The organism is Domibacillus indicus (genome assembly GCF_023715895.1).
GTDB lineage: Bacteria > Bacillota > Bacilli > Bacillales > Domibacillaceae > Domibacillus > Domibacillus indicus_A.
Genome location: NZ_JAMBOO010000002.1, coordinates 17,742 through 32,720 on the forward strand (window position 1 = coordinate 17,742; position 14,979 = coordinate 32,720).

Genomic DNA, 14,979 nt, shown 5'->3' on the forward strand with positions numbered 1-14,979 from the left:
ATAACGGATAGCGGGCCTAAGAGAATCAAGTTAAAATAATCATTTATTTTTTGCGGGTGTTTCTGCTGGTGGCTGTGTCGGCGCTTCCACCGGCGGCTCTATCGGTGTCTCTGCTGGTGACTTTGTTGGAGTTTCTGCTGGCGGCTTTGGTATTTCTGCAAAATCACTCAAATTAATTCTCCTTACCTGTATAACATGTTGTATTTAATATGATTAATTTACTCTATCCTTGTGTTTTAAACCCGCGTTTCAAAAAAAGCAGCTGTCGCGCATAGCAGGTCCGAAACTCTTGATATTTATGCAAAAAAGAGCAAAGACGGCATTGCATGTGAACAATAAAATTAAGCAGCCAACTAAGTAAAGCTGCATCAGCAATGAATACTTAAATACCCAACCTCCAAAAAATATCAGCAAATGATAAAGGACCTGCTCCATAAGTAAGCAAGCCCTTATCATTTATCTCTATCCATTATTTATTTGAAATTCTTTAAAGGTAAATCGTTGCTGGATGCTTTAGGCGTCATACTAACAGGCTCAATTTTAATACGGCCGGCCAATACGTCTTTTGCACGTTTTATATCGAGCAGTCTTTCCCAGCGTGCGATGACAAATGTTGCTACTGCATAACCAATAATGTTGACAGTTGTACGGTAATTACCCATAAAGCGGTCTGGAGCAAGCATCAGTGCTACCGCAGCAACAGGAATAGAGCCTGTGGCAGCTGCGGTAGCAGACAGCGCTACGAATGCAGATCCTGGAATACCCGCCATGCCTTTTGACGTTAATAAAAGAACACCTAAAATCATAAGCTGGTCCATTAAACTTAAATCAATCCCTACCGCCTGCGCAAGGAACACCAAGGCAAGTGACAGGTAAATAGAAGCACCGTCCAAGTTAAAAGAATAACCAGTTGGAATAACCAGCCCGACTACCGCACGATTACAGCCCGCGTCTTCTAACTTGTCCATTAATTGTGGCATGACAGCTTCTGAAGATCCTGTTGCAAAAGCGAGCATAATTTCCTCACGAATATAGACAATTACTTTCCAAAGGTTTAGACCTAAAAATACACGTGTGATAATAGCTAATACTACAATAAAAGCAAGACACGCAATAGTCATTGCAATAAACAACTTACCAAAAGATAAAAGTGTCCCCATTCCATACTGACTAACGGCAAAGGCCATCGCACCGAATGTGGCAATTGCTGTTAACTTCATAATGTAATCCATAATCTTAAACAAGACTTCATTCACTTTTTCTAGTAAATCAAGAATCGTTTCACTTGTACGCCCGCCTACATGAACAAGAGCAAAGCCGAACAAGCAGGAAATAAGTAAAACCTGCAGCATTGAGTTTGTTGTAAAGGCACCTACCGCACTATCAGGAATAATACTCATTAAAAATTCAGCTTCACTTGGCAATTCAGATCCTTGGGTTTTTTCTTCTACTGCATCTGTAGTTAAAGTGGAAGGATCCACATTCATTCCTTGACCTGGGTTCATCAGGTTTGCCACTACCATCCCGATAATTAATGCAAGCGTAGTGACGATTTCAAAATACAGAAGTGTTTTTCCACCTATCCGGCCTACTGTTTTAATGTTCCCTACTTTAGCAATCCCGACTACGACGACACTAAACACAAGCGGAGCAATAATCATCTTGATCAGTTTTACAAAACCATCGCCCAGCGGCTTTAAAGCAAGTCCAATATCAGGAAATGCATAGCCAACTAAAATCCCCGCTATAATTGCAACCATGATTTGAAAGAATAGCCCTTTATAAAAAGGAACTTTCGCTTTTTCTTTCTTCATCTTCCTCTCCCCCTTTTGCAATATTTCACCGATCAAATATGTAACAAAACATAACATTAAATATCTCTTAATCATCTTAAACCATGCTTACTGAGATTTCATTGTTCATTACAGCTAATTTTTTTATATTTTTTGGGTGTTTCTTCTATTTGTTTTCCTGAATAAAACTGTATAGCAATAAATTGTAATTAATTTACGTAATGTTTTATTCCACTAAATTTAAAATAATAAATAAAAAGCCGTACCAGCAAGATGACTGATACGGCTTTTACTCATAATTTAATGAATCGTAAAACCTATTCTCCAGCATAAGCAGCTAGTGCTGCATCTCAAAAAGAATCGTTTAAAAACTGCCTGAACTCCGCAAGAAGTACCCTGACAGCTTGACAAAAGATGGATGCAGCCACAAAATAGTTTCCTTATAATTTTATCTACATTTCAACATTGAACTTTAAGATGCCTTCTTTTTAACGCGACATAAAAGCGGACGTCCTGTGAAAAATGGCATAGATACGCACTAAGCTTTCCGTTCTTCTGTTCGTTATAGTTAATTTTCCTTACTGAAAATGAGATGCTTTACCCTTTCTTGGCAAAACAGGAATCTGTTACACTCATGAAATAACAATTGAATACGGAGGTTGTCCCTTAATGTCTGTCACATTATGCGCGTCCTGTCATACAAGTCAGGCCGTTTTAAAAGAAAATGAAAAACCTTTTTGCCTGCCCTGTTATTCGACTCTAACGGGAATTAAGTTCCAAGAGGAATCAGATCCTGCTGAATCTGATCGTCCGTCTTTCTTTTTCGACTCAGGCGCTATCCCCACATTAGAACTTCTTGCTGAAACATTGCGGTCACTAAAGCAAGAAGAGATTGAGACAATCCGCTCGGAAAACATGATGGATGCTGCAAAAGCCAAAAAGCAATTAGACCAATTTATTTATGAGGCGGAATCGCTTATCCAAAATTTCAAATAAGATTCTCTTATTTTTAGTGAATACATATTATCCAAACAGAAACTTTCTCTAAAGTTTGTTCATAATTGCGTTTGAGCCCCAGTTATAATATACCTTTGTTTTTCTCAAGAGCCCCGTATAACATGGAGGCTCTTTGCGTATTGATTGTTTCATTTTGAGCGAATTAGAAAAAGACTATCCCCTCATCATCAATAACGAACCAGTTTTCATCTAAAAAATCAAATCCATTAATCCTAAAATCAAGCGACTGGTCATCGGGCATGTCAGCGTTACTAGTATTGAACTAGCTGAAAAAGCGCACAAGACGGCTCAAAACACACTTCATTTTTGATACAAATCTGTGCAAGAGATATACAAACGGCGTGAAAAAAGATCACCAAGCTTATGACAACAAGTGTGACTGTGATAACAGCGGATAGGCTTGGAAAGGTAATGAATAAGCAATGAATTTCCTAAAGTAAAAGCCGTATCAGTTAACATGCTGATACGGCTTTTACTCATTGATTACGCTTGAGCAGCTTCTCTTGGACTTCAATATATAAACAGAAAAGAATAAGCGTTACTAATATTGTGCCAGAATTGATAGATAAATACATACAATTGCCGCAGTAAATAAGAAGACAGAATTCAGAAGGTTTCTCCTCATTTTAATGCCATATGCACAAAAAAAGATTGCTGCAGTTAATTTGGAGCCACTTTGATAATAGGCATTATTCGAGAAAAATGAACTGCTAAAAATAATAGAACTAAGTAAAGTGGTAGAGACTAGTATTTTAAACCATAAAGGCTCCATTAAGAATTGTTTGATCATAAATTTGATCCACTGCATAACGCTATAAACTCCCTTCAAGAAACTTTTGACTTTAATTAAACATAAGATACTCAGTTCATTTTATTCATACCTTTTAGAGAAGGACCATACTTTTTAAAAGGCTTTTTCTCTTATTTCTTGAGCGTATTAGACAAGTGTTTATCCCTTGAAAAACAAGTGGAACAGATACTTATTTCAGCGGATCAAAAACCTAATGGACTACGGTTGAGACCTTAAAAAGTGCATAATAAAAAACCTCAAAAAGAGGCCTTCTTATTTAAAAAATATTGATATCAAAACAAAGCTTATTAAAATTACAAGGATTAGAATGCTGACACCTTTCCAACCTAAACTACCTGCTAAATCAGCAAGGTTTTCATTAAATGCATCATTCATATTTCCAGTTGGATTTCTTTTTAGTTCTTCTTGTCTTAGTCTTTCTCTTGTTCTTTCAGGAGTTTCTTTATCTTTGCTCATTTTAGCACCCCCTATTTTCTATAATTCTAACATAATTTGTTAATTCTTGAATAATCAACCTTTATCTCTTCATCACGAAATTCTACCATACCACTCCAAAACGGGATATGTTTCGACTGTGCATCGTCGTCTTCTTTTCCTTTTTTAATCTTAAATTCCGTCCGAAAACATGAAGAAAGATTTGAGCATTAGTATATAGAATATGATATCTGGAAGGCTTCATCTACATTCCCAGACTGCTTACTCGTAAGCAGTCTTTTTTCGGAAAGAAAACATATTGACAATAAAAAATGAAATATGATATCATGTAAAATTTGAATAAAAATTCATGTTGTGTTAATCTCAAGAAAGGAATCATCCATGGAGGTGGATTAGTTTGTTTGAGATTGGTGACAAGATTGTATATCCAATGCATGGGGCAGGCGTAATTGAAGCCATTGAGGAAAAAGAAATTCTAGGGAAAACACAGCAATATTTCATTATGGCTTTTCCTCTTAAGAAACTGCAGGTAATGATTCCAATCACGAAAGTGAGCGACTATGGGATGCGGCTCGTATTGAACATGACAGCGATTGAGCAAGTCATGGACATGTTCGGGCAAGGAGAAATTGATCGGTCTATAACATATAAACAAAGATTTAAGATCAACACTGACAAAATGAAAACGGGTATGACGAAAGATGGAGCTGAGGTTATCCGCGATTTGGTTATGATCCAAAAGGAAAAACCATTGAATTCAAACGAAAAAATAATGCTCCGCGATGCAATGCAGTTTCTTGTCAGTGAACTTGAGCTAAGTAACAGCATGACGCAGCCACAGGCGAAAGACTTACTACAAGATCGGCTTAGCCGGGTAAAAACCGCTGGCTAAAAATATATAATAAAAAAGCTTGCAGACACCGTCTTCAAAATGAAGACTTTTTCTACAAACTGAAAGCCGTATCAGTAAATAACTGATACGGCTTTTTTTCATTTCTTTTCTTCAATTTGCTTGAGCAACTGTTCTTTCATTGCTCCAGCTTTTTCCTTAATACTTTCTGTTTCCTCTTTTAAAAGCTCAACTTGGAGCCCTTCTGGCAGAGACACGATTTTGATCAAGTCCCCTTCTCTCACATGAGCCCCCAGCTTTTTAACCTCCAACAGCTCTTCAATCGATTCATCTTCCCGCCATAACAGCTTCGCCTGGCCTTTTTCAATGGAATCAATCGTATAAATACCGTTTCTCATCAGTCCACCACGCTCACGATTTCCCAATTTGAATCAAATAACTGTGCTGGATCCCCGATATTGGCCCACATGTTAGAAGTTGTCCATTTCAGATACGTTGGCAATTGTTCTTTTGCATCGGGTCCTGATGTCACGTAAACGGTCTTCCCTGCTCCGAGGATATAGCCATCTGGAAATGTATATGTTTGGTTTCCTTGAACACTGACAAGCTTCCATCCGGACAGGTCTATGCTGCTAGAGCCGCTATTCTTGATGCCAACTGTTTCCCCGCTTAAATCTTTGCTGGCAATTTCGACTGTGCTGCTGCCTTCCACTGGATCTTCTACGGTTGGCGGTACATCAATCCCTTGTGTGAAATGAATCTCCTGGCCTTCTGTCCATGTTTCGATGTTCCCTTCTGGTGTTTTCCACACATTAACACCATAATCAAGCAGGCGGTTCAGTACTTCAGAATGAGGATGTCCATATGTGTTTCCTTCTCCATAAGATAAGATCGCATCACTTGGGTCAACGGCAGCTAAAAAGGCTGCTGAGGTTCCAGTAGAAGATCCATGGTGTGAAACCTTCAATACTTCTGCATCCAGATCATATTTAGCCATGATTTCATTTTCTACTGCAATACCGGCATCCCCTGTTAATAAGTAGTCTGCAGCACCGTAGCTCACTTTAAGAACAATTGACCCTTCATTAAGATCCGCTGCCTGGCTGTCTGCGTGCAATACCTTCACTGAAACGGATGGATCCGGCGAAATATCCTGGCCTTCTTCTGCTACCTTAAAGTCGGCACCTGACACCTGGATGGCTGCCAGATAATCCAGGTATGTATTCGTCGTATGATCCTGGCCGGAATCAATAACGGTTTTCACACCGAAATCTTTAATCACAGCATCAGCCCCACCAATATGGTCGGCATCTGGATGAGTGGCCACGAATGTATCAATCGCAAAGCCAGGACCAAATCCGCTGACTGCTTCCTTGATATCTGTATCCGATCGGCCGGCATCCACCATCATCGTCTGCCCATTTGGGAATGCAAGAAAAATGGCATCCCCCTGGCCAACATTCAAGAAATCCACGTATAAAGCAGGTCCTTCCGGCAATGGCCCAGAAGTGTCTGCGGCATCTATAGCGCGTGACATAAACGCCGCAAATTCGCCGCGTTTCACTGCTGTGTCAGGACGGTATGTATTGTCTGGATAACCTTGTGTAATACCAGTTGCAATAATCTTACCGATATAAGAATAAGCTGCTGAATTCTTTGATACATCTTTAAACACTACTGGTGCTGTTTCTGTCAATTCATAAGCACGTGTCAGCAAAATTGCCAGCTGTCCCCGGGTAACCGGCTCATTAGGACGAAATGTTCCGTCTGGAAAACCGCTAATAATGCCCCCTTCTACCGACTGTGCAATATAACCGGAGGCCACACTGGATGGACTTACATCATTAAATACCGTCGATCGCTTTGTGCCATCCACATCAAATGCACGGCCAATCATAATCGCCGCCTGAGCACGGGTTACCTGCGTATCAGGCATAAAACGGCCATCTGGAAAACCAGAAATAATCCCTGTATTGGATAAATAATCAATATCCTCGTGGAATCTGTAACTTTCAGAAACATCCTTAAATGTTGCTGCCTGAGCTAGCGGAGCCGCAATGCCAAGCGAAAAAACTATGCTTGATAATAAAGCTAATGACCTTTTCAACTAATCTTCCTCCCTCATTTACCAACCTGTTTATATTTTTAAATTACTTCTTTAGGTGTCAATATTTCAAAGAGAAAACCGCCAAATGGCTTGGCGGTTTCTCGTTTACTTCAATGCAGTCATACCTGCTGCCTCCATGCGCTGGAAGAAAGCAAAGATTTGAGCACGGGTTAACGGTTCATTAAAGTGATAGTCTTCAAATGTTTTAGCTCCCGTTATGCCAGAGGCTCCGACTGCTGAATATGGTCCATAAGCAGCACCCTGAGAAGCCGCAATGACTTGTGCCAATTGGCCGCGTGTTACGGTACCGTTTTTCGCAGTATCATTCGTGTGCCCTTTAAGCGGCAGATTGTATGGTTTAAAGAAATCGTAATACTGCTGTGCCCGGTGGCCATAAGTGGCACCTGGCTTAAAGCCGAAATATTTAGCCGCAATTACAGTGAAGTCAGATTCTTTCAATAAAGAAAGTGGCTGGAACCGGCCATCCGGGAACCCTTGAATCAATCCCGTGCGGAATGCCCACGTAATATTTTCACGTGCCCAATGGTCATTTCGAACATCGATAAATGCTGGATATAGCCAGTTTTCCAGTTTCCAATGTAGTCTGTCCGGATCGTAACTCAATTTTGGCGTGCCGCCAGACGTTAAAAAGAGCACACCGCACATATGATATCTTGCTTCTTCATCAAGCTCAACGCCATTTACTGAACCCAATCAACTTCCCATTCTGGTTTCTCTGCCACATTTTCCTGTGCTGAAGAAAAATCTGGAACTAACAAACCAAGCGAAAAAAGCAAAGATGTCAAAAAAAATGATGTGATAAATTTTTTCAAACTATACTCTTCTTATCAATTTTACAATATATTACCTTAGAATATGGCAGGTTCAATGAGCTTAAATACCTATTATTGTTAAAATTTATATTATTTTTTAAAAATAATTGTTAAACATCATAATACTGTATATTACAAGCGTCAATTCGGGTAATTAAATATAAGTTTCATTTATAAATCAAAGGAAGGAAAATTTAAAGAGAGGGTCAAAAAATACTTATGACTGGCTGTGACTGGTCTTTTTCCAGATAAGATTATCTTTCATTCAAGACACGATATAAGAAAGAAGTTAATCAATAATCGATCCCTTGCTCCACAAAAAACGCCCACTATCAATAGCAGACAGTGGGCTTAGAAGAATCAAATTAAAATAGTTATTTATTTTTTGCGGGTGTTTCTTCTGGTGGCTCAATGGGTGTTTCTGCCGGTGGTTTTGCCGGCGCTTCAGCCGGCGGCTCTACTGGTGTCTCTGCTGGTGACTTTGTCGGTGCTTCCACTGGCGGCTCTACCGGTGTCTCTGGCGGTGACTTTGTTGGAGTTTCCTCTGGTTGTTTTAGTATTTCTGCAAAATCGCTCATATTGATTCTCCTTTTCTTTAGCAGCATGTAATATGATTAATTAACTTTATCCTTGTGTTTTAAACTTTCTTCAAAAAAGCTCCCGTCACACATAGCAGATCCGGAACTCTTAGTATTCACAGCAGACGCGCCGTCTACTCCGAAAATCTGGTCTGCACTATTAGCTGCAATTACCAACATAAACAGTCAAGGTTGTTCTGGTGATGGAGAAGTTCAAGTAAGGATTACTGTTAACGAAGATTATGACACCATACTTTTTGGCGCTTACAATTCCTACATTATCGATTCTAGAATCTTAGAAGATGATTTAATTACTGTGATGGGAACATCGAATGGTCTGTTAACTTATGAGTCTACAATGGATGAAGATATTACTATCCCTAGTATATTTATTGATAAAATTGAGCAATAATGATTTGCAAAATCAAAGGCCGCATCCGCTGTTATGCTGACACGGCTTTCTTAATTAATTTCGTCATTTCGCTTAAGCAGCTGCTCTTTAATCACTCTGGCTTTTTCCTTAATGTTCTCTGTTTCCTTCTCTAAAAACTCAACCTGAAGTCCTTCTGGAAGAGACTCGATTTTAATCAAATCCCCTTCCTTCACATGAGCACCAAGCTTTTCAGCCTCTACTGCCTCTTCAACCGATTTGTCTTCACACCGTAACAGTTTCGCCCGGCCTTTTCAATGGATAATAAAAGCCACGTTATTCTTACTTTCCCACAAAAGTTTAACAATAAAAAAGCTGGCACAAAAGCACGAATGCTTTCATGCCAGTTTAATCTGGGTACTCCTATAAACATTATTTAGACGACAACCGATAAAGGAAAACGGCCAGCTGACCGCGGGTAATATTACGGGCAACCCCGAATTGTGTTGCAGTGTAACCAGATGTGATATTATTTGCAACCAATGCATCCACAGCTTCCTTGTAACGAGAAGACACGTCTGTAAAAGAAGATGACCTTCCGTCTCCTGTGAGGTTATAAGCCCGCTGTAAAATAAGAGCAACTTCCCCACGTGTCAGCGGATCAGAGGCACCGAATCTGGTTGCTGTTTTCCCGCCAATGATCCCTGCTTGTTTCAGCGCATTTACTGCCCCTGCAGCCCTTGGCGGTACATCCACAAAGCCGGATTCCTCTGCTCTTTCCGTGTTTAAATTTAGTTCTTTAGCTAACCAAATGGCAGCGTCTGCACGGATAATATCCTTCTGAACACCAAATTCTGTCCGAGATAAACCCTGGGTGATTTGATTACGAACCAAATATTCTACGGCCGGAGCATAAAAGGAAGAAACATCCTGGAAAGAATGAATACCTGTTTCTGATTCTGGCAGCGGCTCTGGGCTATTGACCACAATCATAGTTGATTGACCCTCATACGTAACCATGATGGTTGTGCTGCCATAGCCGGTGAACTCTACTCTTCCGTCCTCGACCATGGCAACAGCCGTGTTGGCCGATGACCATGCTGCCTCATTCGTCACATTTTGCCTATCACCATTTTTGTAGGTGGCGGATGCTGTGACATTAATAACATCTCCTGGCTGCCCTACTAGAATTGTTTGGTTGACTTCAAGGTTGACAACAGGATTCGGTTCTGGCTCTGGAGCTGGAACGTTTACAATGATCACAGCGGATTGGTCTTCGTATGTCACTGTAATTGTTGTGCTGCCATAACCTTTCAGTTCCACTCTTCCGTCTTGAACCGTTGCCACAGCGGTGTTAGCCGATGACCACGCTGCCTCATTCGTCACATTCTGGACTTCGCCGTTTTTAAATACCGCAGATGCTATGACATTGAGGGTATCTCCCGGCATTCCTGAGAGGGAACTTTGACTGAGGTTTATACCGGTCAATGGATTCTCTTCCTCAAATTCTGTAGGCTCTGTGAAGGAAGAAGCCTGAATGAAACCATAGCCAAAAAACGGATCTCTTCCTGCTGAGCCTAAATCCCTTGTATGCTCAATTAGTACCTGGCGCAATTCTTCATTGGTAAGCCGTGGGTAAGCCTGTTTCAATAAAACCAGTTCCCCTGTTACATAAGGTGCTGCCATGGAAGTGCCACTCATATAAGCGTACTGGTTCCCTAAATAGGTACTTAGAATTCTTACACCGGGAGCAGCTACTTCGACAGCTGGCCCTGTAGATGAAAAAGGAGCTCGATTAAAATAGCTGTCTACAGCGCCGACTCCAATAACCGACGAATAACGCGCCGGAAAGTCCACTGTATCTTCTAGTCCATCTGGCGCTCCATCATTTCCGGCAGCTGCAACTATAAGCAGGCCGCTTGCATAAGCTCGATCAATGACAGAGTGTAATACAGCGGATTCTATTTGAGTGCCTGAACTTAAGTTAATGATGTCCATTCCATTTGAAATGGACCAGTCGATTCCTTCGATCAAATCAGACAAATACGCTTCACCATTTTGATCAAACGCTTTTACAGCGTAAAGTTCCGATTCGTAAGCCGCCCCTTTTACACCGAAGTTGTTGTTTCGTGCGCCGATTATACCAGCCACATGTGTTCCATGACCTTGATCATCGTTGTATGAAGTCGTATAGCCAACCGTTGATACCCCTCCTGCAACCGCCAAATCACTGTGCGGTGCGATACCCGAATCAATCACCGCTACTTTAACCCCTTGACCTGTAAAACCAGAATTCCAGGCAGAAGGTATATTGGTGGCCTGAATACCCCAATCTTCTATTTGTTCGCTCAGATGAATGAGAATATCTTCCTCTACATGCTTTACAGAAGGAGATTTCTGGAGCTCATCGATTGAATCTTCTGGTATTTCAATAGATGCGGCCGCCACTTGCTCAAATGAATCTATCACATCACCGTCTACACTCTCTACCGTTTTGTCAATCTCTTGCTGACTGGCTTCCTCATCAAAAATAATAAGCATTTGTTTTTCCTCATTACTATCAGCAAAGACCGGATGGTTTCCGTGAATTGACAGCCACAACCCGATACCTATTACTCCGCAGACGAAGTTTTTCAATTCACTACTCCCTTTCATCATATAATCCGGAAAAATACCCCATTATTTCATTCCTGCTTGAGAAAGTAATGAAACCCTAAAAAGACGTATCTAAAAATAAAAAATAATAACTGGTAGTATCTAATTCAGCCTCCTCTTTCTAACTAAGTTATTCTTTTTGAGTATCTTTTTATTAATTATTTTTTGGAAGCAAGCCCTGTTTTTCTACGAAGCTTCTATAAAGTTTCCTTTGAAGATGATTTGTAAGTAATTCTATTTTGTTCCACTGTACTTTTTTGGAATTTTTTCTTTTCGTCAGTATTTCTCCCTTTTTTGAATAGATGCATTATATTTATAAATCAGCATATCCAGACCAGAAAAGCTGGATAGTAATCTAACTTCAGCAAGGATGGATATTGAAGCAGACTATATATATCCGGTCCTAGCAAGTGCGTAGAAGCTGGCTCACATATACTTATCTTATTAAATGATTCCCTTTCTTGTGCCCTGCAATGACCAGAATATGCGCATGAAGCAGCGCATATTCTCCGTCACTAATGAATGGTACAAGCAGGTTAATGGACTTTAACTTAGCTGGCTTGTCCATTCCTTTGAATATAATCTTGCTGCCATTCGGAAAGCGAATCTGTATAAGAGATGTTATCCACTTAATGTGATCCTCCAAGCCCAAATCGATAACCAGCTTTTCTAGTAAAGAAAACGTAGAGTCACGGTATGTATCATAAACTTCACGGACAATCAAAGCCGTTTGTTTTTCTTCTAGCAGCTTCAAAATAATTTTTAAAGCTACATGATAGCTCTTGCTGCTGCCATAGCCGCCGACAAGGAACTGAAATTTAGTGGACCAATCAAATAAAAAAGCCGCGGAGTTCTTCCATCGCTCGAGATTGAGCGTTTAAAAAGGCAGCCCGCCGATCCCAGGCAAATTGAAATTCCCATTCCTGCTTTTCTGAAGTTGAATTATCATCCGAATAAGTTTCAGTCTTCTTAATCTCTTTGATCATTTCATCTTTATCTTCAACCCACATAATTTGTTGAGAGCAGATGATTGCAGCAAATTGGATCTGTATCCGCTGCCGTATCAAATCAGCGGCAGAAAGATCGGTCATTGCATCCATGATCTCTTTTGTTTCATCTGGCAGGAACCTAGAGAACAACGCATACTTCTCAGCAGCCTTGTTCCGTTTTGTAAATTGGTTATTCGGATGTAGGTTTCCGCTTCTCTTTCGTTGAGGCCCTTACTTTTTTCAGTTATATCCTTTTGTTAAATGGTTGCAACCTTTCCACTTTTGGCTGCATCCGGATTCCTCGACCATCCTTCACGGCTTTTCCGTTTTTTAAGGTACCGGGTTTTATACCATGCTTTTCCGCTAATGCAGCAAGCGTGATCTTTGTTGTTCCCAATTCTGATCTAATATCACCCCAGTTCGCCACTTCACATCACCACCACCTCCATTGTTTCTCCACAATAAAAAGGCCCCCTCCCAGGAGCCTTTTTACTTAATACCGTTTTCTATTCCTATCTTTAAAAACAAATAATACTCAGATATAAAACCATCATTCTAAAAGGTGTTCAATTAAAATATGACAGGTGCAAAAGTTTTTTCTAAATACCCTTCTAAATGTTCTATTTTAAATTCTTCATCATGCCTCTCGCTAAAAAGCTTGCCGTTTTTAACAATGAGCTCATCTAAATATAGTTCCTTTTGATGCTGAAGAATTTTTATTTTGTTCGTACTTTGTTTTACCTTAATATGTAGTTCTGCATCTTTAATTCTAATTTTCCCGCCTGTTTCAGGTGACATCCTAAAGCTATAACTTCTGTTCTCTTCAGAACCTATTTTACTGTTTAATTCAGAAAGATACGGGAATAACACCTCTTTAAATTCTTTCTGTAAAACAGCTTTATCAGGATCTTCAACCAGATGTTCCTTAACTTTCCCGGCAAAAATGTCTTGAAAACTCAAACGAATCACTCCTTCTGCTGTTTTATAATCATAAGTTCGGCAAAAGGAGATAATTTCCTGCCCTTCACTAGACACAAAATTTATTATCATGTTCAAGTGACTTCATAAGAAAGAGTGAGCAGCACCAATGGAAACAAAACAAGAAATCGATTTAAGCATCCCTTCTGATCCAATAGCATCCCAGTTCGCCGCTTTACATTACTACCATCTCCAAGGTTGTTTTAAGCAAAGAAAAAAGCACCTTATACAGGTGCTTTATAAACCAAAGAGATCATCTGACGGCAGCTTGTGCCCTTTATTGGCGTTTTCCCATCTTTTCATCATTTACACTATCTCCTTCATATTGTGTGAAAGACATTGCAATGATTAGATTTATCGATTGATTTATCATGATTTTACAATTCAAAAGGCTTCCTGCTACCTAATTCGTATAAAAGAGCTGATTACATGAAGAAAGAAAAAATGGTTATGGTGTGCCCGCATTGCCTGGAAGAAATACAGGAGCCTGACCCATGTAAGAATAACACAAATTAGCAGTATTGTTCCTTTGCATTGAGGTGCTTGGCCACGACCAGGAGAGAGGATTATTGACGAAGGTTCATACGAGAAAATATTTAAAAAGTATTTATACCCCCGGCCAAACCAGGGCTTTTTCTACTCCATTTCGATCTCCAACATTCCTATATTAAAGAACAGCGGCCAGTTAAACTTCTCCTTCTCATCCTCCGTAAATTCAGCCAGTTTCTTTCGTGTAATACTTTCGAGCTTGGCTAAACAATTCTGCGGAAAGGCACGCGCTCCATATTGCCATACAAGACCGGCGACAAATTGGCGGCACATTTTGATAATTTCAACATCCTTCATCACTATGCAGCACTCCTTTTCACTTTTGATGGTAGTGAACTGATTGTCGGCGCAGGTTACTGCTTGCTGGGAAAGATCTTGGGTTTTATTGAGGATTTTGTTTTAGGTAAAGACGTACCGCATCACGGTATAGTTTAGATCTTTCTCGTTTCGGGACCTTTGTCAACGCATCCATTAAATCCTTATCATATTCCGGATTGAGCTTCGCTGATAATGACCGAACAGGATCTACATGATGTTCCTTTGCGGGAGTGTTATTTTTTCCGATGTACAAAGGAATGTTTTTTACGGTCAGCTTTTTTTCTTCGTCCATTCCCACCACCTCTTCTCTTATGTTAATTAGTGTTAAATAATGATATGGGCGGGAATGCCTGTGTTATGCCGAAATAGATGAAAATATTTAAGAAGAAGTGTGAAAAAGAGGGAATTGATGCGACTGGGTGAGAGAGTTTGAAAAGAAAAAAAACCTCTGGTTATGATACATTTATTTAAAGGGGGAATTTCATGAAGATATATGAGAATGAAAATATGCTGGGCTGTTATTTGTTGAAGTATGGGCCAGATTTATTACTTGTACAATACCGTGATTTTAATCCCCAGAGGCAAAAGGAAGCAATTAACTTGGATGAATGGACCGAAATTACTGAACCAAAGGAGTAACCCCGATTGAAATCGGGGCTTTTTTTGTTATACACTATACGATTTGATTTTTGGATT

The 14,979-nt window shown here is 40.0% G+C and carries 18 protein-coding genes and 1 pseudogene; 3 read left to right on the plus strand and 16 right to left on the minus strand.

The genetic code is table 11. The annotated features are described in order from the left end of the window. Nucleotides 1-39 precede the first annotated feature (39 nt). Nucleotides 40-171, minus strand: a complete 132-nt coding sequence (locus tag M3221_RS26215; RefSeq protein ID WP_285878868.1) for a hypothetical protein — start codon at nt 169-171, stop codon at nt 40-42. Nucleotides 172-473: 302 nt separating this feature from the next. After that, a complete protein-coding gene (gene dctA, locus M3221_RS03300; protein ID WP_251270134.1) occupies nt 474-1,814 on the minus strand; it encodes a C4-dicarboxylate transporter DctA in 1,341 nt (446 codons plus the stop codon). Between the two features lie 648 nt (nt 1,815-2,462). Between dctA and M3221_RS03305 the strand changes: the two genes are divergently transcribed. Then, nucleotides 2,463-2,789 carry a hypothetical protein gene (locus tag M3221_RS03305; RefSeq protein WP_251270135.1) on the plus strand — a complete coding sequence of 109 codons (327 nt, stop codon included), beginning with the start codon at nt 2,463-2,465 and terminating at the stop codon, nt 2,787-2,789. A 1,084-nt stretch (nt 2,790-3,873) separates the two neighbouring features. On the opposite strand, the gene M3221_RS03310 is transcribed toward M3221_RS03305, so the two are convergent. Then, entirely contained in the window at nt 3,874-4,077 is a 204-nt protein-coding gene (locus tag M3221_RS03310) for a DUF6366 family protein (RefSeq protein WP_251270136.1), read from the minus strand. Between the two features lie 409 nt (nt 4,078-4,486). Between M3221_RS03310 and M3221_RS03315 the strand changes: the two genes are divergently transcribed. Next, the gene (locus M3221_RS03315; protein WP_251270610.1) at nt 4,487-4,948 is read left to right on the plus strand and encodes a CarD family transcriptional regulator; all 462 of its coding nucleotides are present in this window, start codon (nt 4,487-4,489) and stop codon (nt 4,946-4,948) included. 98 nt (nt 4,949-5,046) lie between these two features. Here M3221_RS03315 and M3221_RS03320 read toward each other — a convergent pair whose 3' ends face one another. From M3221_RS03320 to M3221_RS03370, 13 genes and pseudogenes are all read right to left on the minus strand, one after another. Next, nucleotides 5,047-5,304, minus strand: a complete 258-nt coding sequence (locus M3221_RS03320; protein ID WP_251270137.1) for a DUF3006 family protein — start codon at nt 5,302-5,304, stop codon at nt 5,047-5,049. After that, the gene (locus M3221_RS03325; RefSeq protein WP_251270138.1) at nt 5,304-7,013 is read right to left on the minus strand and encodes an S-layer homology domain-containing protein; all 1,710 of its coding nucleotides are present in this window, start codon (nt 7,011-7,013) and stop codon (nt 5,304-5,306) included. The genes M3221_RS03320 and M3221_RS03325 overlap by 1 nt, the downstream gene beginning before the upstream one ends. Before the next feature lie 105 nt (nt 7,014-7,118). Beyond that, nucleotides 7,119-7,727, minus strand: a complete 609-nt coding sequence (locus M3221_RS03330) for an S-layer homology domain-containing protein (RefSeq protein ID WP_251270139.1) — start codon at nt 7,725-7,727, stop codon at nt 7,119-7,121. Beyond that, nucleotides 7,715-7,846, minus strand: coding sequence for a hypothetical protein (locus tag M3221_RS26220; protein ID WP_285878876.1), 132 nt, complete (start codon nt 7,844-7,846; stop codon nt 7,715-7,717). The genes M3221_RS03330 and M3221_RS26220 overlap by 13 nt, the downstream gene beginning before the upstream one ends. Before the next feature lie 374 nt (nt 7,847-8,220). Then, on the minus strand, nt 8,221-8,424 hold the full coding sequence (locus tag M3221_RS03335) for a hypothetical protein (protein WP_251270140.1): 204 nt from the start codon (nt 8,422-8,424) through the stop codon (nt 8,221-8,223). Nucleotides 8,425-8,886: 462 nt separating this feature from the next. Further along, complete coding sequence (locus M3221_RS26225; protein WP_285878882.1) at nt 8,887-9,015, minus strand: hypothetical protein; 129 nt, start codon at nt 9,013-9,015, stop codon at nt 8,887-8,889. Nucleotides 9,016-9,226: 211 nt separating this feature from the next. After that, a complete protein-coding gene (locus M3221_RS03340) occupies nt 9,227-11,431 on the minus strand; it encodes a S8 family serine peptidase (RefSeq protein ID WP_251270141.1) in 2,205 nt (734 codons plus the stop codon). Nucleotides 11,432-11,984: 553 nt separating this feature from the next. Then, nucleotides 11,985-12,290: pseudogene (locus M3221_RS03345) on the minus strand (phage terminase large subunit); the annotation flags it as partial. Further along, entirely contained in the window at nt 12,280-12,549 is a 270-nt protein-coding gene (locus M3221_RS03350; RefSeq protein WP_251270142.1) for a hypothetical protein, read from the minus strand. The pseudogene M3221_RS03345 and the gene M3221_RS03350, both read right to left, overlap by 11 nt. Nucleotides 12,550-12,682: 133 nt before the next feature. Then, nucleotides 12,683-12,865 (minus strand): hypothetical protein, encoded by a 183-nt coding sequence (locus M3221_RS03355; RefSeq protein WP_251270143.1) that lies wholly within the window; start codon nt 12,863-12,865, stop codon nt 12,683-12,685. Between the two features lie 143 nt (nt 12,866-13,008). Next, nucleotides 13,009-13,488, minus strand: a complete 480-nt coding sequence (locus M3221_RS03360) for a DUF3942 family protein (RefSeq protein ID WP_251270144.1) — start codon at nt 13,486-13,488, stop codon at nt 13,009-13,011. Nucleotides 13,489-14,052: 564 nt separating this feature from the next. Further along, nucleotides 14,053-14,265: a hypothetical protein gene (locus tag M3221_RS03365; RefSeq protein WP_251270145.1), complete on the minus strand. Its 213-nt coding sequence runs from the start codon at nt 14,263-14,265 to the stop codon at nt 14,053-14,055. Nucleotides 14,266-14,347: 82 nt separating this feature from the next. Then, complete coding sequence (locus M3221_RS03370) at nt 14,348-14,575, minus strand: hypothetical protein (protein WP_251270146.1); 228 nt, start codon at nt 14,573-14,575, stop codon at nt 14,348-14,350. Nucleotides 14,576-14,766: 191 nt separating this feature from the next. On the opposite strand from M3221_RS03370, the gene M3221_RS03375 reads away from it, so the two are divergent. Next, nucleotides 14,767-14,922: a hypothetical protein gene (locus M3221_RS03375; protein WP_251270147.1), complete on the plus strand. Its 156-nt coding sequence runs from the start codon at nt 14,767-14,769 to the stop codon at nt 14,920-14,922. The last annotated feature ends 57 nt before the right edge of the window (nt 14,923-14,979 follow it).

What these genes read in the sequence shown, in the direction of transcription:
- dctA (WP_251270134.1), bottom strand. Translation starts at nt 1,814, where the DNA reads ATGAAGAAAGAAAAAGCGAAAGTTCCTTTTTATAAAGGGCTATTCTTT.
- M3221_RS03305 (WP_251270135.1), top strand. Translation starts at nt 2,463, where the DNA reads ATGTCTGTCACATTATGCGCGTCCTGTCATACAAGTCAGGCCGTTTTA.
- M3221_RS03310 (WP_251270136.1), bottom strand. Translation starts at nt 4,077, where the DNA reads ATGAGCAAAGATAAAGAAACTCCTGAAAGAACAAGAGAAAGACTAAGA.
- M3221_RS03315 (WP_251270610.1), top strand. Translation starts at nt 4,487, where the DNA reads ATGCATGGGGCAGGCGTAATTGAAGCCATTGAGGAAAAAGAAATTCTA.
- M3221_RS03320 (WP_251270137.1), bottom strand. Translation starts at nt 5,304, where the DNA reads ATGAGAAACGGTATTTATACGATTGATTCCATTGAAAAAGGCCAGGCG.
- M3221_RS03335 (WP_251270140.1), bottom strand. Translation starts at nt 8,424, where the DNA reads ATGAGCGATTTTGCAGAAATACTAAAACAACCAGAGGAAACTCCAACA.
- M3221_RS03350 (WP_251270142.1), bottom strand. Translation starts at nt 12,549, where the DNA reads ATGGATGCAATGACCGATCTTTCTGCCGCTGATTTGATACGGCAGCGG.
- M3221_RS03360 (WP_251270144.1), bottom strand. Translation starts at nt 13,488, where the DNA reads ATGATAATAAATTTTGTGTCTAGTGAAGGGCAGGAAATTATCTCCTTT.
- M3221_RS03370 (WP_251270146.1), bottom strand. Translation starts at nt 14,575, where the DNA reads ATGGACGAAGAAAAAAAGCTGACCGTAAAAAACATTCCTTTGTACATC.
- M3221_RS03375 (WP_251270147.1), top strand. Translation starts at nt 14,767, where the DNA reads ATGAAGATATATGAGAATGAAAATATGCTGGGCTGTTATTTGTTGAAG.